The organism is Catalinimonas alkaloidigena, assembly GCF_029504655.1.
Taxonomy (GTDB): domain Bacteria; phylum Bacteroidota; class Bacteroidia; order Cytophagales; family Cyclobacteriaceae; genus Catalinimonas; species Catalinimonas alkaloidigena.
The window spans coordinates 3,121,569-3,141,485 of the sequence record NZ_JAQFIL010000001.1 but is presented as its reverse complement, the minus strand read 5'-3'; the positions used below and the strand labels follow the sequence as shown (position 1 = coordinate 3,141,485).

Annotated in this window: 15 protein-coding genes; 7 read left to right on the top strand and 8 right to left on the bottom strand. The window is 40.7% G+C overall.

All coding sequences use genetic code 11. The features are described from left to right. Nucleotides 1-63: 63 nt before the first annotated feature. Nucleotides 64-408: a DUF6686 family protein gene (locus OKW21_RS12850; protein ID WP_277479935.1), complete on the top strand. Its 345-nt coding sequence runs from the start codon at nucleotides 64-66 to the stop codon at nucleotides 406-408. Nucleotides 409-460: 52 nt separating this feature from the next. Beyond that, on the top strand, nucleotides 461-634 hold the full coding sequence (locus OKW21_RS12845) for a hypothetical protein (protein ID WP_277479934.1): 174 nt from the start codon (nucleotides 461-463) through the stop codon (nucleotides 632-634). Nucleotides 635-642: 8 nt separating this feature from the next. Here OKW21_RS12845 and OKW21_RS12840 read toward each other — a convergent pair whose 3' ends face one another. Continuing rightward, entirely contained in the window at nucleotides 643-3,063 is a 2,421-nt protein-coding gene (locus OKW21_RS12840; RefSeq protein ID WP_277479932.1) for an aminotransferase class I/II-fold pyridoxal phosphate-dependent enzyme, read from the bottom strand. 686 nt (nucleotides 3,064-3,749) lie between these two features. Between OKW21_RS12840 and umuD the strand changes: the two genes are divergently transcribed. From umuD to OKW21_RS12825, 3 genes are all read left to right on the top strand, one after another. After that, nucleotides 3,750-4,202 (top strand): translesion error-prone DNA polymerase V autoproteolytic subunit, encoded by a 453-nt coding sequence (umuD, locus tag OKW21_RS12835; protein WP_277479930.1) that lies wholly within the window; start codon nucleotides 3,750-3,752, stop codon nucleotides 4,200-4,202. Next, nucleotides 4,203-5,471 (top strand): Y-family DNA polymerase, encoded by a 1,269-nt coding sequence (locus OKW21_RS12830; protein WP_277479929.1) that lies wholly within the window; start codon nucleotides 4,203-4,205, stop codon nucleotides 5,469-5,471. A 235-nt stretch (nucleotides 5,472-5,706) separates the two neighbouring features. After that, nucleotides 5,707-6,258, top strand: coding sequence for a hypothetical protein (locus OKW21_RS12825; RefSeq protein WP_277479928.1), 552 nt, complete (start codon nucleotides 5,707-5,709; stop codon nucleotides 6,256-6,258). A 7-nt stretch (nucleotides 6,259-6,265) separates the two neighbouring features. Here the strand turns inward: OKW21_RS12825 and OKW21_RS12820 are convergent, their stop codons facing one another. From OKW21_RS12820 to OKW21_RS12805, 4 genes are all read right to left on the bottom strand, one after another. Further along, complete coding sequence (locus OKW21_RS12820) at nucleotides 6,266-10,063, bottom strand: hydantoinase B/oxoprolinase family protein (RefSeq protein WP_277479927.1); 3,798 nt, start codon at nucleotides 10,061-10,063, stop codon at nucleotides 6,266-6,268. A gap of 136 nt (nucleotides 10,064-10,199) precedes the next feature. Continuing rightward, nucleotides 10,200-13,607, bottom strand: a complete 3,408-nt coding sequence (locus tag OKW21_RS12815; RefSeq protein WP_277479926.1) for a HEAT repeat domain-containing protein — start codon at nucleotides 13,605-13,607, stop codon at nucleotides 10,200-10,202. 182 nt (nucleotides 13,608-13,789) lie between these two features. Next, a complete protein-coding gene (locus OKW21_RS12810; protein WP_277479925.1) occupies nucleotides 13,790-15,028 on the bottom strand; it encodes a lipoprotein N-acyltransferase Lnb domain-containing protein in 1,239 nt (412 codons plus the stop codon). 125 nt (nucleotides 15,029-15,153) lie between these two features. After that, entirely contained in the window at nucleotides 15,154-15,555 is a 402-nt protein-coding gene (locus OKW21_RS12805) for a GlcG/HbpS family heme-binding protein (RefSeq protein ID WP_277479924.1), read from the bottom strand. Nucleotides 15,556-15,800: 245 nt separating this feature from the next. Between OKW21_RS12805 and OKW21_RS12800 the strand changes: the two genes are divergently transcribed. After that, the gene (locus OKW21_RS12800) at nucleotides 15,801-17,231 is read left to right on the top strand and encodes a BNR-4 repeat-containing protein (RefSeq protein WP_277479923.1); all 1,431 of its coding nucleotides are present in this window, start codon (nucleotides 15,801-15,803) and stop codon (nucleotides 17,229-17,231) included. A 104-nt stretch (nucleotides 17,232-17,335) separates the two neighbouring features. Beyond that, nucleotides 17,336-18,115: an arylamine N-acetyltransferase family protein gene (locus OKW21_RS12795; RefSeq protein ID WP_277479921.1), complete on the top strand. Its 780-nt coding sequence runs from the start codon at nucleotides 17,336-17,338 to the stop codon at nucleotides 18,113-18,115. A 47-nt stretch (nucleotides 18,116-18,162) separates the two neighbouring features. On the opposite strand, the gene OKW21_RS12790 is transcribed toward OKW21_RS12795, so the two are convergent. From OKW21_RS12790 to parS, 3 genes are all read right to left on the bottom strand, one after another. After that, nucleotides 18,163-18,852 carry a 3-keto-disaccharide hydrolase gene (locus OKW21_RS12790; RefSeq protein WP_277479920.1) on the bottom strand — a complete coding sequence of 230 codons (690 nt, stop codon included), beginning with the start codon at nucleotides 18,850-18,852 and terminating at the stop codon, nucleotides 18,163-18,165. Between the two features lie 62 nt (nucleotides 18,853-18,914). Then, nucleotides 18,915-19,415: an RES family NAD+ phosphorylase gene (locus tag OKW21_RS12785; protein ID WP_277479919.1), complete on the bottom strand. Its 501-nt coding sequence runs from the start codon at nucleotides 19,413-19,415 to the stop codon at nucleotides 18,915-18,917. Next, nucleotides 19,367-19,771: a type II RES/Xre toxin-antitoxin system antitoxin gene (parS, locus tag OKW21_RS12780; RefSeq protein ID WP_277479918.1), complete on the bottom strand. Its 405-nt coding sequence runs from the start codon at nucleotides 19,769-19,771 to the stop codon at nucleotides 19,367-19,369. Before parS ends, OKW21_RS12785 begins: the two co-directional genes overlap by 49 nt. Between the last annotated feature and the right edge of the window lie 146 nt (nucleotides 19,772-19,917).

Genomic DNA, 19,917 nt, shown 5'->3' with positions numbered 1-19,917 from the left:
CCTATATCACAACTGAAAGGATTTCTATGCAGCAGTTTTTAACAATTTTTGAATAGCTTAATCATGTCACAACAAGAGAATACTATTTTGTGTGAATCTGAGAACGGACTAGTAAGTATTTTGAACAGTGGAATTGCTTACAAACTTCATTTCAAAGGAATAGTGCTGATTCTTACTTCTCAGCAACTCCACGCCCTAAAAAATTATCTGGAAAAATTAAATCCGGAAACCTGGTTTGCTACTCCACATGAGGAGTTGGCTTTCATTTATTTTACGCCACTTTGTGCCGATTATCTGATGTCTCGTGATGATCTGAAAGAACTGCATCAATTATTGCTTGAGACGACTGCCATGGTAAAGGTGCACCAAAGGCTGTTTTTTAAAAATGAAAAAACCCGTATCAATTGAGGAAAGATTACCCAACCCTAAATATGGGTTGGGCTCTGAAATATCCTAATTCATGAATCTGATAAAAAGTGTAGGCATCTTTGCTTTAGTTCTGGGATGTGCCGTATTGCTGGTAGCAAGTTATGTTTCTGTAAATAACCATCAGTTAATTATTGAACCCTATGCACTTGGTGTCGCTGCTGTTCTTGCCGGCTTCATCTGTGTCAAAAAGTCTAAAGAAGACTAGCTTCAGCTTTATTCTACTGTGAGTATATTGTTCCCTTCCAGGCTTTCTAAGAGTTCCAGTTTATAATTACTATCTGCCTGTAGAAATCCTATTCGTGAAATTAATGCTGCGCCAAGTTTTTTCTTTTCAGTATTGGCAGTAAGCCCCAGTTGCACTTTACTTTTTCCCAAAGCTTTTGCCCTCATTATGGCTTGAAAAAGTGCCTGTTTGTATACTTTAAGCTCAGAGTATGTATAGTCAAGGCCTAGAATAACACCCTGATAGCTATCCTTTCCCTTGTGATTAAAGGCCACACCTATTAGTTTGTTTTCTGCTTTGTGATAATAGCAAATACTTTCCCAGTTTACATCTTCATTCAATACGCTGAACAGCTTTTGGGGATAGGCAATATTATTGAATGCATGATTAGCTTTGTGTACTTGCCAATACAAATTATATGCAATACGTATTTCTTCTTCTGTCAAGCTGTCTTTTATCTCAATCCTAATTTTATCTGAATTTTTAAGAATATCCTTTCTAACATGACTTCTTGACTTAGGAGATAGTCTGGATATATAATCTTCAGGATCATTGAAATCAAGTGCAGTCAGTTCTGAACCTTCTGGTAAGTCTATCTTCAGGTATCCCTGTTTATAGAAAAACTCCTTTAGTTCTTCATCTTCTGTTTGAATATCCCTGATCATCACCATTTTGGTCTCATACTGTAATTTAAGTTTTTCAATCTGATTACAGAGCACCTTGAGTGCCTCCTGATAGCTTCTATGCTGGCGATCCAAAAAAAGGTGCTCACCATCTGTGATCAATGAACCCATTGACAACACTTTGCTCATCATGTAGTATGGATTGTTGTCTCTGATTAACTCAAGTTCTTCTGAAACACTGGATTTTGATAATGCATCGTCCTTCCATAAACCCACTGTAAAAAATGTAGCCAACACAATTTCTCCTACTTCATCCCTGACCATCAGGTAGATGAATTCCCAGTTTTGATCCTCTCTTTCATTCGATTGAAATGCTTTTTCTAAAGCTTTCAGGCCGGCGTAATCAAATATTCCTTTATCATCAAAACATCTGTCCCAGCTTGGCTGATCTACCTTATTTATTGAGCGTTCTAGTTGAATACTCAACTTTTGAGCTTGATGTTGTATACCTTCGTTTTCATCAACTAACGGTAGTTTGAAAGTGGCTCTAATGTTATTCAGGCTGGTTCCTACATCACTCAAACTTTTAGGATAGTGGTACACCATCGCATCAACCAGAGCTTTGATTTCTTCTTTCTGGTTATGCCTTGATATTGTAAATCTTATCCCGGTATTTCTTACTGGTACTACTGGGAATGTTGCCACATTAATATAGAAGCCTTCATTCATAAGCCTTTTAGCAAAATTGTATGCCAATTCCGGTAGGCCTGTACCTATAAAGTGAACCGGGCATTTGTTTTCTTGTATCAGAGGCAGATTCGTCTGATTAATCAGACTATTGCAGTAATCTACTTTTTCCCTTAACTCATCTTGTAATTGGTATATCTCTTCTGAAAGGTGGATTTTTGCAGATGCTAGTGCTGCTGCCACACTAGAGGGCTCCAGTTGAGCGGAAAATGTCTGTGGACCACCGAAGATTTTACATGTTTCATATAATTTCTCATCGCCGAAGGCGACTACACTCCCGCTGGCGCCGAAAGTTTTACTGAGCGTACCTACCAGTACCATTTTTTCTGAAAGGTCACCCACCTGACTCATCACATAGCCAGCACCATGCTTACCTGCCCAACTCATACCATGTACATCGTCAATGTATAAATGCAGCTGGGGGTAAAGTTCCTGTAAATATTGTAGCTCCTGGATGGGAACAGTGTCACCATACATGGAATACACACCATCTGCAGCGTACCATACATTATTGAATTTTCCACGTGCTTTTTTTAGTATGTCTTCCAGCATATTCATATTATTATGCTTGATCAGCTGCACCGGAATACCTCTGGGTTTTAGCAACTGTGCAGCGTTTTGAACACTGGCATGTACTTGCTGGTCCAACACCAGAGTATCTTCATCTCTTACAATACTTGGTATTATTCCAATATGCGCTAGCGTACTGTTTTTCGTGATTACGATAGGCTTGCGGTAAATCTGTTTTAATGCTCCTTCCAGTTCTTTATAGATTACAAAAGACACATACGTTTTAGATAAAGGAAATTGCGTACCATAGCGCATAATTGCATCACAAGCAGCTTCCTTTAATCTCATGTCTTGCTCTAGCCCCAAATAACCTGTTGTACCAAAATGATATAATTGCTTGCCATTGATATGTATATGTCTTCCGTCAAAATATTCTCCTTCAGTATATAGATGTGCTAGACCTTCCTTTTTTGCATTAAGAATTAAATCACCAATTGTGTCAAGTATATTATTGTGTTTAGACTTTGCCATTCTTATCTGGTATTTTAGTGGGTTTATACTTAAATTACTCTTTCTTGTGATACAAAGAAATAATAACTAAATGGGTCTTTTTTGTGGATGATATCAGATATCACTGAGAGTGAGAAATTTCTTAAAATTGCATGTTGAGAGATATCTTTACGTAAGGTCTCAGCGTCTGATAGTTTGTTAAAATACAAGAAAGTGAGTAGTCCTTTTTCTTGGATAAAGAAATCTTCCCCTTCTCTTAAATTATACTTTTGGCACAAGATATTGATCATAGTTCTTGACACTTTTTGATTTGATTAAAAGTAGGGTCAATTCTAATAGCGTTCAATATCTTATAGTGTTTATGTAATATTTCTTACAGATTTATTGCTGTGCACGACTTATTTTAACATTTTTATTACTCCAACATAGATACAATGTGAAAAATATGAGTAACTCACATTTTGTGTGGATTCGCTAGTCTTGGCACTTTTCAAGCATTCTTATTCAACCCTTTTTTTCTTAGAAATAGTTCAAAATGTCCAGTTCACATATGATAAGTCAAAAATTTACTTGAGTGTTTTCGATAACGTTCACGCTAACTGTGGGAAATAATTGTATACTCAATAAAAGTATATAAGCTTTGTGATTATGCTTTTATTAAGTATTTTTATGTCTCTACTTTCAAGATGTTTGAAAATAATTATACTATGAATAGAAATGATAGTAATAATCATATGCTAACGCTGGAGCTATTTTCAGCTGATATTTCTGAAATACTTACACTACCATTTTTTGAATCTGATATTCCTGCAGGTCATCCTGCTCCTGCAGACAATCGTGTGGTGTTAAAGTTAGATCTTAATCAACATCTGATCAAACATCCGGCCGCTACCTTTTATGCCCGTGTGAGAGGAGAAAAAATGGAAGAACTTGATTTAGATGATGGTGATATTCTGGTTGTTGACCGTGCCCTGACACCTAGAGAAAATGATATAGTAGTCTGTAAGGTTGATGAGTATTTTACAGTAAAAAGAATTCATTTGTTAGAAAAGAGGGAAAACTTATGTGTTGAAGATGAAGCTTTGTACATGTTGTACACTATCGAAGATGAAACTTTGAATATCTGTGGCGTAGTGACCTACATTATACATAAACCTTAGATGTTTGCTCTTGTAGATTGTAACCATTTTTATGTTTCATGTGAACGTGTTTTCAAACCTCACCTTAATCACAAGGCAGTAGTTGTATTGTCCAACAATGATGGTTGCATTATCGCCATTTCTCCTGAAGCCAAAGCTTTAGGAATCAAAATGGGGGCTCCGGTATTTGAGGTAAAACACCTTCTAAACAAACATCGTGTCACCGTTTATTCCTCTAATTACCCTCTGTACGGAGACATGTCCAGAAGGGTGATGCAAACACTTCGTGAGATTGTGCCTGATATTGAAGTGTATTCAATTGATGAGGCTTTTTTACAGCTGAGTGGTAATAGCTTACAATATCGTAGTTGGGAGCAGTTGGGAAATTACCTCAGGAACACCGTTTACCAATGGACAGGCATACCTACTTGTGTAGGAATTGCACCTACCAAAACATTGGCGAAAATTGCGAACCGAATTGCAAAAAAAAGCGGCTTGCGAATTTGTATCCTTGAAAATGATGCACAACTTGAACAGGCATTGGCGTCGACATCCGTGGAAGATATTTGGGGCGTTGGTAGGCAATATGCAGCCTTTCTTTATCAATCCGGAATCAAGAATGCTCTTCAATTTAGTAGACTGGATGAAAGCTGGGTAAAAAAACATATGAGCGTAGTGGGACTTAGGCTACACCATGAACTCAGAGGAATCAGTTGTCTGTCTCTTGAAACAATTAGTGGCACTGAAAATAAGAAAATGATCGGTTCTTCTCGCTCTTTTGTCAAGCCGATTACTAAGTTATCGGACCTAAAGGAAGCTGTAGCGACCTATTGTAGCAGAGTAGGAGAGAAACTGAGAGTCCAGCATAGCTGTGCCAGTATGGTTACTGTATATATAAGAACAAATCGTTTTAACAGTAAAGCTGAACAATATGCAAATGCCTTAGCCCTGCATTTGCCTGTACCTACTGATAGTACTCCGGAACTCATTAGTTATGCTTTCAAAGCATTGGAAAAAATTTATCGCGATGGCTTGAATTATAAGAAGGCAGGGGTTTTAGTACAAGGACTTGTACCTTCTTACCGGTGTCAGCAACATTTATTTGATGAAGTAAATAGGACAAAACACCATAAAGCTATGTTGGTAATGGATAAAATTAACCGTAAGTACGGACGCTTTAAGTTACGTTCTGCTTCTATGGGATTTAAAAGTTGTGGTGAGACGAATCAGGGAAGACTTTCTAAAAAATACACCTCAAATTGGAGTGATATTTTGGAAGTATATGCTTAAAATTGAGCGAAAAAGGTGTGTTTTTTTGGATTAAAAGGTTGTTTTAAAATAAATTTACTGTAAGTTTAATGAATAATATATTACTTGAGTATACACTTGTTTGAGTGTATATTTTTAATGATTAATACTTACTTAATGAAAGAGTAATATTTCCTAAACTTTCTTAACAATTATTTAATGAGTTGGGCAGAAAAGATTAGTAAATTTATTTATTGCAAATTTTTACTGTACAAAGATGAGTGCAACAAAAACTTTTTCAGATCGTCAGCAGGTTTTTCAGCAACCCACAGCGTCAGCACAAGGGCATAGAAATCAAACAAAAGAAGAGTATGATTTACTTACCCTGGTCAATCAAAGCTATCAAGCTTTGGACATAGGTCAGTTGGGCAGCATTGATGATTTACGTCGTGCACTGGAAGATGTGGAATCTGTACGAAAATCATTTATGGAGAATAACTTTCCATCAGATACCGAAAGCCTGGGATTAGCTTCCGTCATTAATTCAAGTGAAGAATTAGAGACATTTGAGCGTATGGTGTCATTTTACGAGAAAAGAAAACCACCACAAGGAATTAGATGGGAATTGTTTACCATCAAGAATGGTAAGCTTTGTTTAAAAAGCAATCAGGAAAGAGAATATGCTTCATTAGAAAATAAAAGAAGAGAAGCGGTGGAGCAACTCATCAGAGCAATTCAACAAGTTGAAGCACTAGGTATTACGCCATTTAATAATTTTGATTCTCCAATAATTACTAAGCAAGGTGATACTTACATATTAAAAAGGTAAACTAAAACTACCTTGGTTCATAGCCACCGCCTCCCGGAGTTTCAATAGTAATCCGGTCACCAACAAAGATTTCTGTCTGATCAATACCCTTAAGTTGCTCAATTTTGCCGTCTGTACGAGTAACATATTGCTTGCCAATATATCCATTTTTACCTCCTCTGATACCATAAGGTGCCTGAATACGGTGTTGAGAGAGGATTGTCAAAGATACCGCTTCCAAAAAGGTCATCTGCCGGATAATTCCGTTCCCACCTTTCCACTTTCCGTTACCTCCTGAAAGTTTTCTGATACCAAATGTTTCTAACCTCACCGGGTAACGAAATTCAAATATTTCAGGATCAGTAATTCTGGTGTTGGTCATGTGCTGATGAACACCATCAGTACCATGAAAACCTTTACCAGCACCGGTACCCCCACCGATCGTCTCATAATAGCCGAACTGATCATTGCCAAACAAAAGGTTGTTCATAGTGCCCTGACTACATGCCACGATTCCCAATGCTTTTAGTAATGTATCAACCACACGCTGACTCGTCTCAGTATTGCCACCTACCACAGCCGGACATTGGAAAGGATCATCATTAAAGTTGGGGTTCAGAAATGAGTTTGGTGGTATTTGTAAATTTACAGATTGCATCAGACCTTCATTCAGGGGGATGGATTGCCTGATAAGTAAACGAAGTACATAGATAACAGCACTGGTAATAATCGCTGAAGTAGCATTTAGGTTAGCAGGATGGACTGGGCCACTTCCGGCAAAGTCAATATTTACCTTGCTGTCTTTGATATGAAGGCTCACCTGAATAGGAGTGCCATCATCCAGAAATTCTATGGCATCAAAAAAACCTGCTTCAATATTTTTAAGACTACTTAGTAAACAAGAATGCGCGTATTCTTTAATTGCATTCATAAAATATTGAATCTTTTCTAAACCATATTCATGACAGAGTTTTGAAAGTCCCTCAACCCCAAATTTAACAGATGCCAAGGCACCATTGAGGTCTGCAATATTTTCTTCTAACGCTCTGCTAGGGTAGCGTGCAAAAGATAATATTTTTCGTATTTCCTCCCATTTTACTTCACCTTTTCGGACAAGATAGGTAGGAGAAATTACAACACCTTCTTCAGCCAGAGATTTGGCATCGGGAGGCATAGAGCCGGGTCTTTTACCTCCTAATTCTGCATGATGTGCCCGGTTGGCCACATAGCCTACCAGTTTATGATCATAAAAGACAGGACTGATCAAGGTGATGTCTGGAAGATGAGAGCCTCCATAGCGTGGGTGATTCGTAATGGCAACATCGCCTTCTTCAAGTTTCAAAGTATCCCTTACACTGCGAACGCAGATTCCCATACTTCCCAGGTGCACAGGAATATGTGGGGCATTGACGATCAATTCACCATCCGAATCTAAAAGAGCGCATGAAAAATCTAGCCTTTCCTTTACGTTTACAGAAAATGAAGTTCTTTCCAGCAAGGCACCCATCTCTTCAGCGATAGCTCCAAAGCGATTGGTAAAAAGTTCTAGCTGAACTTCCTCCGGCTGATCGGATGTATGGTTTTTTTCAGAAGGCTGATGGTTCAGAATGGCAGTATTTTCCTGATCAATAAATAATGACCAACCCTGATCAACGCTCAGGGTGCAATTATCACTGACCAGTAGAGCAGGGCCATTTATTGTTGCCCCCTCATGTAGAGACTCCCAATAATAAACAGGAATTTCTTTCCATTGATCAACCACCCAACTTTGCTGAAAAGTATTAGTATCAGGTGTATATTTATCTATGAACTCAGCAGTTGACTCTTCTTTCAAAGATGTAGTAGAAGCTACCACTTTGATGGATTCAAGTTCAATAATCTGATCATTCAGCCAATGCCCAAATAACTTGGTATATTTTTCCCGAAAAGCCTCAGATACATTTATGTTATCCTTATAATCTATTTCCAGCTTGCTTTCCTGGCCTTCAAAGCGTAAATATAATTTGACGAAACGTATTTCTGTCTCATGGAAATTATAGCCTTCGGATTGTAGTAAATCAAGTGCTTCACGTTTCTGCGTAGTACAAATGTTGTTTAGATCAGATATCGCATCAAGAGGAAGAAGAATTTGTTTACTGACAAAACGTTCTATCGCTGCCTGTCCCATACCGTAAGCACTTAATAACCCCGCTTCGTAAGGAACTATTACTTTTTTTATGCCTAATATTTGTGAGATGTTACAAGCATGTTGACCACCTGCTCCACCACAAGCCAGTAAGGCATGATCCTGTGGATTATATCCTTTGCGAACGGAAACCTTGCGAATAGCATCAGTCATTTTTTCATTTGCGATAGTCAGTAAACCGAGAAGTATATCCTCATCACTGTAGGTATCACTTCTATGATTTACCATTTGCTGCTTCAAAGCATGTAAGGCTTCTTTCGCTTTATCTTTGCTGATAGGAATTCCAAAGCGGTCTTCGTTTATTCTTCCCAATAATAAATTAACATCGGTAATCGTCAGGGGACCTCCAAAACCGTAACAGGCAGGTCCGGGACGAGCGCCTGCACTTTCAGGTCCTACACTTAACTTGTGACCATCAAATGTGCAACATGAGCCACCTCCGGCCGCAACGGTTTCAATGGCAAGGGCTGGGCTATATAGATTGATATCTCCTACTGAAGTTTCGTAGCGATAATCAAATTCTCCATCATAACGGGATACATCGGTGCTGGTCCCCCCCATGTCAAATGCAAGTATTCTTTGTATATCAGGCTCTGTCTTTCCCGCCTGCTTGCAGAAATGAGATGCACCCACTACACCACCTGCTGGCCCACTTAACAAACTATCTTTAGGATGATAAAGCTCCGAACTCACCAAGCCCCCGGCACTGGTCATCACTTTCAGTGAACTACTGTCCAGCTTACTTTTCACAGACTTCAGGTAGTCACCGACCAGTGGAGATAGGTATGCATTTATTAAAGCGGTCTTGGCCCGGGGGAGAATTTTGATGGATGGCGCTAAGTCAGAAGAAAGAGAAACATAGTTAAAGCCAGCTTCATTCAGAGCTTTCGCCAGCATAGTTTCATGAGTATTATTGAGATAACTGTGCATAAATGCAACGGCAACAGTTTCAGATTTACCTTTTTTCAGTTTTAGAATAACGTCATCAATATCAGTCTGTGAAAGTGTTGTCAGTACATTTCCTTTAGCATCAATCCTTTCTTTAACTTCAATTACCTCATGGTAGTAAGGCTTGGGTTTAATTACATTAAGCATAAAAATATCAGGGCGTTGTTGAGTATCAATGGCAAGAAGGTCAGCAAAACCCTGGGTGATGAGTAGTGCTGTTTTAGCTCCTTTATGTTCTAACAAAGCATTGGTACCCCTGGTAGACCCGAGTCGCATTTCCATGGGTGGAAGTGTCTGTGTCAGGGGTGTTTCAGTAGCTAGCCTTGCAGCAAGTATTGGCGCTTCATCCTGAGAAAAGATCTCAAAATCTCTACCTTCAAGCTGCTCAAGTTCTAATGTATTACTTAGCTTTAAGTGTTGGTTTTTAAAATCAAAAGAATCTATAAACAGGGTGGGATGATCTTCTCCAAGTACACGAAATTGATATCTATGAAAGATATCTTTGGATACTGGCCAGTGTACAGTCACTCTGATAGTATTTGCTTCAGTTTTCTCTGAGATTCTTCCTCTTAAAGCACTGGTGCTGAGAACTTTAATTCTTTTTACATGATCTTCAGGATCAGTAGCGATACAATCGGTGAAGGTGCCTCCTGTATCAACCCAGATTTTCCATTTTTTTTCTTTGCCATTCATGTGTAAAAGTTTAGTAAAAGCACAATTAAATCAAAATGAATTAACAAGAAGAAGGGCAAAAAGGAGAGGGAGTAAAATAACAGCGCCAACAGGTTTTTCACCTGTTAGCGCTTGTAAATGAGTGGCTTGCTTAAAATCAAATATTTTCTTTGATCTGAGCAGAGAGAAAAGCGACCAGATTTCTGATTTCTTTTTTTGTTAAAAAATTCTTCATATCAGGCATACTGGAAGGAGCAAAATTACGGTTGATCACTTGTTCTTTTACTATTACCGTATCAGGTCTGTTACCGATTTTGAGTGTTATGCTTTCATCAGTTTCTCCCTGATATATACCGCTCAACGTATTGCCGTTTTGCATTTCTAAGGTGATTGAACCATAACCAGGAGAGATTCGCGCACTAGGATTTATAATTGCTTCCAATATCTGCTCCCTGCTTAATTTACTTCCAATCCCGTCTAATTTAGGGGCAACGTTGCTCCCATAATCTTCAATCGCATGGCATTTCATGCATTGGGCTGTAGGATGTCTGTATAGCAACTTCTGTCCCTGCTCGGGATCACCACCGTATAGGGCACCCTGATAGGAAGCCAAAAGCTCGTCAGGAGACATTGATGCCTGTATGTCATTTAAGCGGGTTTGTAAGCCCGCTGAATGAGTACTGTCTATGGCTTCCGCCAATTCTAATTGTACTCCCGGGTGTAAGTTTCCATTTTCTAATTGTTTAAGTAATTGCTCAAAAGTAGCCTGGGTTTCACTTACAGGTAAGCTTCCTAAAGTTAAAAGCGCGGCCTGTTTTTCTTCCACTGTCCTTTTATCAATGACTTCGGAAAGCAATACTACTTTTAAATTATTCGAAATGTCCATCTGCTTCATCAGGTCCAGGCCTGCAATTCTGACCATTTTTTCATTGTCGGTAAGGGCCTCTTCTATGGCCTGATCCATCTGCTCAGTGTTCATGTTGGCCAGCGCCCTGAGGGCTGCTACTCTGACCTCAGGGTCAGCATCATTTTGCAGGACTGCCATCAGGCGGGTAGTCCCTGTTTCAACCTTGAGCTTACCTATGGCCTGGGTAGCACTTAATCGGATAGAGTTTTTCTGATTTGCTGTCAGACTGATCAGGGCATCCCCGGCTTTCATTTTTAGCTCAGAAGCATCTCTTTGCATCTCTCCTCTGTATCGGCCAGTCACCCTGTCCAGCACCGAGGGCCTGGCCCAGGTACTCAGGGTGGCTATGGCTTCTGCCCTCATCTCAGCAGGGGCAGAGGCGCTCAAAGCATAGTCAATCAGGTTCTGCATGGCCTCATCAGTACCTACCCTGAGGTTGGCGTTGATGGCTCTTCTGATCAGCGCCTCATGGGTAAACCTATCTTTTTGCAGCACATCGCCCAATGCGGGCAGGGCTGCTTCAATAGAAAAGTCATCATTGATAGCGCGGGCCGCTTCGGTGACGATGAGTTCATCTTCATCCTCTAAGAAGTTGGTGATCCCCGCATCACCCATTCTTCTGAGTGCCAGCACAGCGCCCATTCTGACAGCACGGGAAGGGTAATCATGTAGCTCAACGATTGCTTCTACATTATTGATTCTGGCGAGTGCTAAACTGGCGGCATGGCGGATGTAGGCATCTTCATCGGCATTGGCTTCCAGCAAGCTGATCAGCGGCTGTACCGCCTCAGTGTAGGCGATTCTTCCCAGGGCTTCGGCAGCGAAGAAACGGGCACGGGCAAAATCATCATCCAGCAGAGCGATAAGCTCATCCCCGGCTTCCTGGTAACGGATATCCCCCAGCCAGCGGGCGGCCTGAGCTCTGATCTCGGGGTCCTTGTCCTGCAGCAGCGGAACAAGGGGTTGCGCAAAGCTGAGGTCCTGCATGCGCGCGATTTGTGCCAGCCCCCAGATGGCATGCACGCGGGCGAGTTGGTTATCGGTTTGAGCGATGTTTTCCTCAAAGGTGGCAGCGCCCTGCTCACCCCGCCTGGCCAGCTCAAACTGGGCTTTCTGGCGAACACGCTGGTCAGGGTTTTTCAGGAGCTGGCTGAGTTGACCCAGAGGAAACTGGGAAAAGTCCTGAGGGAGGATCTCAGCGGTTTGTTTACGCTCCTCCCAGTTGTCACCCCCGGGAGCATCCAGCTTCCAGACTCTGCCATAGTCTTTGGTATTCCAGCCGTCAATCCAGTCGGCCACATACATGCTGCCATCAGGACCGAAGTCCAGCCCGGTAGCCAGCACATTGCCCAGAATCTTTTCAGTATTGCCTAACTTAAATGTGGCTCCTTCGGCTTGCAATTTGAAAGCATGAATGCCCGATCTAGTAGGAGTGCCGGCAAATTCTGCTACAAAAAAAGTGTTTTTCCATTTGGAGCTTAATGCTGTACCAGGATTGTATAGCATGCCGGTAGGGCCGTTGACATAGTTTTGAATACAAGGGGTGATGTAGGCTGCCTGACCTTCAAAACGAGGTTTATATAATTCCTCATCCATCCAGACTTTGTATTCATTATTATCCGGATCACGATATTTACCAAACTGCCAGTTAATGCGCCATCCGGTATCTGAACCGTTCACAATGTAAACCAGTCTTTCGCTTTCACCCGGATGGTCACCATCATTATCTACACTAATAAGATTACCATATTCATCAAATACAAATTCATGGGTATTGCGCAAGCCCATGGCAAAGACTTCAAAGTCAGAGCCATCAGGATTGGCTCTCACAATCACGCCCCGGTTAGGATACTTCCATTCTTTGCCGTCAGGACCCACTCCATTAAATCCGATATCACCGATACCCCAGTAAATCCTTCCATCAGGGCCCATTTCCAGGCCGGAAAGATTATGGCCACCAAATCCTATATGTACCCCAAATCCCTGCGCAATAGAAGTTTTTTCATCGGCAACACCATCTCCATCACTATCTTTAATTTTCCACATATCAGGAGCAACCCCAACATAAAGGTCATCGTTATGGGTCAATACCGCTCCGGCTATGTCTGTGAGTTCATCTCTAAATCCTTCCACCACTAATTGTGAAAGGTCTGCCACGCCATCTCCATTGACATCCTCAAGACGATATATCTGCTCACTTTCTACTGTCATGTCCCGCCAGTCATTTAAACCATCGCCGTTCAGATCATCAAGCCATTCATGTTGGTCGCTATTTTCAGCTGAAAGCGTATTGCGCAAAAATTCTCTTCGGTCTTCAACCGATTGCATTTTAATTGAAGCTGTCTCCCAGCTAGGGTGGGCCCGAATATCCAGCTCTGTACTTTTGCGACGGGTGGTTCTTGTATAGTATAGATGCCCCTGATCATTGATATCAATCGCTATGGGATCGGCAACGAGTGAGTCAACACCCCAAATGTTTAAAGTAATACCTTCAGCAAGCTCAGGATTAACGCTGGCCTCAATATCTTTTGACATCTGGGCGGTTTTTTCGGGTGCCAGCGCTTTGATCCTTCTGTCTACAGTTGCCTCCTGACATTTGGTTAGAAGCAGGCATACCAGAAACAGACTGCTGAGCTTAATATGAATAAGAATTTTCATGCTTTACTTACTTACTTGATTCAAAGAATTAGCGTTTAATTTATAACACATTTTGCAAAACTTATAGCAATTAAGATTTTCAATTGCTCATTCTTAACTACAACGGGTTTTTTTGAGTTTTTATTCCTCGTTTTACAATTGCTGAGCCTGACTGGATATAGAGCTTCGCAATAAATTAAAAATCAAGCCTGTACAGGAGTTGCTTTATTCGGCATAAGTTTGAGCTTGATAACCACCAAAGACCTCATGACTATAAGGATTAGAAATGGAATTAAAGAGTCGTGCAAATCCTGAGGTAACCATGCCCAGAAAAACAGCAAAAAGCTGGTAAGCAAGGCAGTCAGTATGAAATAGAATTTTAATAGTTTAGGAGGCTTCCGGATCAAAACTAAAAACGCGGCAATCACATGGGTAGGCCATCCCCATAGCATGTTCCAGTTATGAGTTGCTGCCGTGTGGTTGGTAAAGAACCAAAGGAAAACAAGCAATAAACCATATAAGCCTAAAAACGCAAAAAAAAGAAAATCAAAGGCCAACAGTTGATATTTTTGTTTCCAGAGCTCAAAAGCTGAAGCTATTGCAAGAAGTACCAGTAATGTCCAGAACACAAAGCTGGGGGTAAAGGTAGTAGAGATTTGATCTGATTGGGGGGCACCCTGATAAAGCGTTTTTGTTTGATTTACCAACGGACTTATGCTGCCGTCAGCCTGAGCAAGCGTAGCGCCTTCAAAGGCAAGATACAGAAATTCAGGCTGGTACATATACTCAAAAGGAGTGGCAAGGCGATCTATGTTAGCCCCCAGGCCTAAATCTATCCCCAGATCACCCCAAGCGAACTGGTCTTTGTCTTCAATGTAGCGATCAATCAGACCTCTAATCGTATAGTCCAGAGTATCTGCATATCCATAGTCAAATCGCAAAGAATCTCCCAAAATTTCTATAAATACATCGCGGGGACGTGTAGCACAATTGTCAAAGAAGTAATCGTAATAATATTCCCGGTTTTCAGGAAGACTATTTAATTGTAGAAATTTGAAGACAGCATTTTTTTGATCGTGAGTCAGGTCAAGAATTTGTTCTTCAACCGTTCGGTCAAAGTACATATATTGATAAAGGAAACGATCAAATTCAGCAGTGCCAAGTTTGTAAAGCAGATATCCTTTGGCAAAATTTAGGTAGAAGTTGGGTTGGTCAAAATCAAAAACGCCATAATTATATGCCATATCAAAACCGGAAACCGGATCATTGACCCTAATGGCGGAATGTCCAAAAGCTTCAAAGAGAGCAGAGCCGGGAGCGCAGGTGATCAGACTGATTTCTGCTTGAGGGGATAAGGTAGGTTGTACAATCGCTTGACCATTTGTAGGTATTGTGAATAAGAGAGAAATTATAAAAAAAAGACCTCTGAATCTTATTGCCATATGTATACTCGGAGTTTATTTACTTGCTGCAATTTATAACTTAATCCAGAGGAGAAGTAGTATGCTTGTACATAAAAAAAGCCTTTACTTGGAAAAATAGCAAAGGCTAGAACATGATTTTATCTTTAGTTCAATCCTGAAAGTCCCGCTTCAGCCACAGTATGATCATTCTCAACTGTACTTCCCGAAACGCCGATGCCACCTATAATCTCACCCTGAGCATTTTTTATAGGTAATCCGCCAGGAAAAGTAATCAGGCCTCCATTGGAGTGTTCAATATTGTAAAGCGCACCCCCTGGTTGAGATAATCCTCCTATATCTCCGGTAGGCATGTCAAAGAAACGGGCAGTTTTCGCTTTTTTTATGGCAATGTCAACGGATCCCAGCCATGCACCGTCCATACGCGCAAAGGCTACCAGGTTAGCTCCCCCGTCCACTATCGCAATGTTCATCTTTAGATTCATATCTTCAGATTTCTTTTTTGCAGCAGCTACGAGTGCTTGTGCTTGTTCTAGTGAAATGTTCATAAAATCAAATAATTATAAAGTGAAAAAATACGTGATAAATCTTTGTTGTTGACTGCATTGAAAAATACAAGTAAAAATATTTGAATATTTACAGCCTGCTTATTAGTCATCAAATTATGAACTTCTTTTCCAAGATCAATGGGAAGTAGTGAAGTTTGTTTCAGAAAAAATGCTTAAGCTTAGTAGGTTAATTAATACAACTGTCCTTTTTTTTAGGTATGAAAGTTACAAATCCCCTCATGTACTTGAATTTACACTCTTTTGGTCTGCTATTCTTATGGATCATTTTTTTATACGGTTGCTCTGCTTCGCTTCAAAACAATGAGGTAGTAAATGCACCGGCCGACAGTTCAGAAGTAGTTAAAATTGATGGTTATAAGGGCATATGGTTTACACTAAATCAGTTTTATGAGTACGGCGACAAATATTCAGGAGGCTTAGGAACCTACACAGCCAAGCATGTTCCGCTTTCTATCTATGCTCCTGAAGTCAATAAGACATTCTTTGTGTATGGCGGAACTACTGGAGAAAAAGATCGCTACCTTCTTTGTATGATTGGTAGTTATGATCATGAGAATAACACAGTTTCCAGGCCTGCTGTAGTGCACGATAAAGAGGGGGTTGATGATCCCCATGATAACTCCAGCCTTTCCATTGATGAAGAAGGTTATCTATGGGTATTCGTAAGTGGTAGGGGGACCAGTCGTCCGGGTTTTAAGTATAGAAGTGCATCTCCTTATAGTATTGAGAGCTTTGAACAGGTTTCAGAGGAAGAGATGACTTATCCCCAGCCCTGGTATGTAGCCGGTAAAGGATTTTTACACCTATTCACCAAATATAGTGGTGTAAGAGAACTGTACTACGAAAGTAGTCCTGATGGTATCAAATGGACAGGAGATCGTAAGCTATCCGGCATCAAAGAAGGAGAGGATGAAAAAGGAGGACACTACCAGATGAGCAATAGGCTGGGAGATAAAATAGTTACCTTTTTTAACTGGCATCCCAATGGAAATGTAGACCGGCGAACCAATCTGTACTATTTACAAACCACAGATTTAGGCGAAACCTGGACTGATATTGAAGGCAATATGATGCAACTTCCATTAACGCAACTGAATAATGCGGCACGAGTTAGAGATTATTACAGCCAGGAAAAAAATGTGTATCTGAAAGATGTAAATTTTGATACGGATGGCAATCCCATTGGCCTCTATATCACCAGTGGTGGACATGAACCCGGACCTTCCAACGATCCTCGTGAATGGCACGTGATCCGATGGAATGGCAGTGCGTGGGAAGATCATGTGGTGGGCACTTCTGATCATAACTATGATATGGGAAGTCTTTTCATTGATAAGGGTGAATGGATCGTCGTTGCTCCTACAGAAAATAGTCCGCAACCCTATGGTGGGGGTGGAGAAGTAGTAATCTGGAAAAGTAATGATGAAGGGAACAGCTGGAATAAGGTCAAGCAGGTGACCCGGTTAAGTGAGCGGAATCATAATTATGTGCGTAGGGTTGTTAATGGAAAAGATCCATTTCTCTATTTCTGGGCAGATGGAAATCCGGATAGCTTGAGTATATCAAGAATGTATTATGGCGACAGTCAGGGCAACTACTGGCGGCTACCTTATGAAATGAAAAACGGAGAAGAGCCAGCTGACAAAATGAATTGATTAGAAAACATAAGCTTAAGCTGTAATTCAAAAATCTTGAATTTTGTGTTTTGTAAATTTTTTTTTCTTTCAACCATCGTCTTCAATACTAAAGTTTAACAAGCATGGACTTACAAAAATATCTGCATCGTATTAAATATGACGGAGCTTTAGACGCTACGCTTGCTACGCTCAGTAAGCTGCACAGGGCGCATGTTTCTCACATACCTTTTGAAAATCTGGATATACACTACAAGCAGTGGATTTCACTGGATCATGATAAGTTTTATGCTAAAATCGTGGATCGTAAACGTGGTGGATTCTGCTATGAATTAAACGGTCTGTTTTACGAAGTCTTACAAACATTAGGCTTTGAGACTTACTTTATCGCTTGTAGCGTTTACATTCAGCCGTTGCAGAATTTTGGGCCATACTTTGCTCATGTGGCGCTTGTTGTAGAATATAAGCATGAGCAATGGTTGGTAGATGTGGGCTTTGGAAGCAGCTTTCCTGAGCCGCTAAAGTTAGAATTTGAGAAGCCCCAAAAGCTGGATGGGGTTATTTACTGCATGCAAAGGATCAATGATACGGAAATTTCACTTAATCGCTCTTTTGACGATGGTGAGACATTTACTCCCATGTATAAATTTACCATGAAGCCTAGAAAACTTTCAGATTTTCAGGAAATGTGCACATTTCATCAGACATCAGAACAATCTCCTTTGTATCAGAAGAAACTATGTTCCATCGCCAAGTCAAACGGAAGAATAACTCTTACACCCAATCACTTGATCATTACCGAAGATAATAAGCGAACTGAAATAGAGGTGAAAGATGAACAGGATTTTCAACAGAAACTTGAAGCGTATTTTGGTTTTCAGATGATAGCACAAAATCAAAGCTGAGTGATGGAAGCACAGTTTTTTAACATATCCTTATGAGAATATAAAAATCATTCGCTTAATCCCGAGATAGGTGTTATTGCTACTTTCCTGAATTCTACTTCCGCGCCTTCTGCCTGTAATGCGATTTGTCCTGAACTGGCAGTACAGTCGTAGCCATGATTGACCAGCTCACCATTGAGCCAGACTTTCACCTCATCGTTGAAACACTCAATCCGCATGCTATTCCAATTTCCCAGTGGCTTTTCGGTTCCATCAGTTAGGTTCAATATTCTTCTGCCTTTTCCTTCGGTAATGCCCCAGTCTTTCTTTGGTCCTCTACGTTTCACCATGTCAGGGACTTTGATGTCTTCTACGATGCACCAGAAATCACCAGCGTTTTCGTGCATCATCTGTACTTCAATGGATTTGGGAAACATTTCGTACAAAGCTCTTGGCGTAGAAGCGTGAACCAATACCCCACAATTACCCGGCTCGTCTGCAAAACGGTATTCTACCTCCAGCCTGTAATCCTTATGTTCTTCATCTGTAATCAGGTGTCCAGCAGGAGTACCTAAGCTGACAAGCATACCATTCCTTACAATAAATGGGTTTATGGCATCAGGGTTTTTATCCATTTCAGGAACATCTACATGCCATCCATCTAAATTTTCACCGTTAAAAAGACTTTTGGTCTGTGCCTGTGAGGTTTCAAATGCAATGAGAATGAAGCAAATTAATAGGAAAGGGCCTTTTTTCATGGAGTAAATTTAGCTTGTTGTTGGTAAAGTATTTCAAATTATGACCTGAATATAAGCGCTGTTTACCGCCCATACAATCTGTGATCAATAAGAAAAGGTGTAGCATCTAAAATTTTAACTTCTCTCATACTGTTGTGCAGGGGATTGATCAACACATTATTTTCCTGAGGTACTATCGCTGACGGTACTCTTAGCATCAATGATTCCTGACTTTCCAACCACTGATCTCCAATTGCCGCACACTCATTTTCAGGGGCATATGCTCGCCAATGTGAATTTAGATCTTGCGTATTAACAGTTTTGATAGCATGTTCAGGAGCTTCCAGTGTAACCATGATCAGGTCTTTGAGCGGTAAAGGGTTGTTAACTCTATACTCAAGTACTGCCAGCGACCTATGCTCCGCTGTATAGAGTAATGGTCTGCCGACCGAGTTCCACCTTCCACCAAACAAAGCCGCACCTTTTCCATCCAATTGCCGCGCATAGGCCTGTCGCACAAGTCTAAACACCAGCATCAGGAATAGACACCATAAGTTGCCCTGCCGAGTATAGTGTTTACCCATTGTATTCCCACCGGAGTATCTAAAAGGTGGATAGGAATTTCATCATTCAAAGCACGAATGGGAGTGCGAAGCCATTGTCTTACCAAGGAAGTATCTCCCAGGGCCTCAACTGCACTGCTGTATACTCTTGCCAGCTCTAAAAGCTGCCCGGAAGCTGACGGAGGAAGTTTATCTTCATCTTTCATTCTCTGAAGGGTACGAGGGGTGAGGTGCAACAGCTTAGCCATTTCCTTTTGTGAAAGCTCCATAAGTCTTTGCACTTGCAGCATAGCGGTTTTGGACACGCCTTCTCTTGCCAGATGAATCAGGTCCAGCGGTTCGTGATATTCTTCTCCTAGTATTTGGGCTACTTGCATAGGTCATTAAATTTGTCGCTTTAATATACGTAAATTTTCGCTTTATGTTATTTACAAAATCTTAAATAATAAAATAATATACTGGTGCTAAGCCATTCACAGGTTAAACTTTTTCAAATCAGCAGTAAAAAATTATCTTAGTTGTT

Excerpts from the sequence above, each read along its gene's own strand:
- OKW21_RS12850 (WP_277479935.1), top strand. The coding sequence starts at position 64 with ATGTCACAACAAGAGAATACTATTTTGTGTGAATCTGAGAACGGACTA.
- OKW21_RS12845 (WP_277479934.1), top strand. The coding sequence starts at position 461 with ATGAATCTGATAAAAAGTGTAGGCATCTTTGCTTTAGTTCTGGGATGT.
- OKW21_RS12840 (WP_277479932.1), bottom strand. The coding sequence starts at position 3,063 with ATGGCAAAGTCTAAACACAATAATATACTTGACACAATTGGTGATTTA.
- umuD (WP_277479930.1), top strand. The coding sequence starts at position 3,750 with ATGAATAGAAATGATAGTAATAATCATATGCTAACGCTGGAGCTATTT.
- OKW21_RS12830 (WP_277479929.1), top strand. The coding sequence starts at position 4,203 with ATGTTTGCTCTTGTAGATTGTAACCATTTTTATGTTTCATGTGAACGT.
- OKW21_RS12825 (WP_277479928.1), top strand. The coding sequence starts at position 5,707 with ATGAGTGCAACAAAAACTTTTTCAGATCGTCAGCAGGTTTTTCAGCAA.
- OKW21_RS12820 (WP_277479927.1), bottom strand. The coding sequence starts at position 10,063 with ATGAATGGCAAAGAAAAAAAATGGAAAATCTGGGTTGATACAGGAGGC.
- OKW21_RS12815 (WP_277479926.1), bottom strand. The coding sequence starts at position 13,607 with ATGAAAATTCTTATTCATATTAAGCTCAGCAGTCTGTTTCTGGTATGC.
- OKW21_RS12810 (WP_277479925.1), bottom strand. The coding sequence starts at position 15,028 with ATGGCAATAAGATTCAGAGGTCTTTTTTTTATAATTTCTCTCTTATTC.
- OKW21_RS12805 (WP_277479924.1), bottom strand. The coding sequence starts at position 15,555 with ATGAACATTTCACTAGAACAAGCACAAGCACTCGTAGCTGCTGCAAAA.
- OKW21_RS12795 (WP_277479921.1), top strand. The coding sequence starts at position 17,336 with ATGGACTTACAAAAATATCTGCATCGTATTAAATATGACGGAGCTTTA.
- OKW21_RS12790 (WP_277479920.1), bottom strand. The coding sequence starts at position 18,852 with ATGAAAAAAGGCCCTTTCCTATTAATTTGCTTCATTCTCATTGCATTT.
- OKW21_RS12785 (WP_277479919.1), bottom strand. The coding sequence starts at position 19,415 with ATGGGTAAACACTATACTCGGCAGGGCAACTTATGGTGTCTATTCCTG.
- parS (WP_277479918.1), bottom strand. The coding sequence starts at position 19,771 with ATGCAAGTAGCCCAAATACTAGGAGAAGAATATCACGAACCGCTGGAC.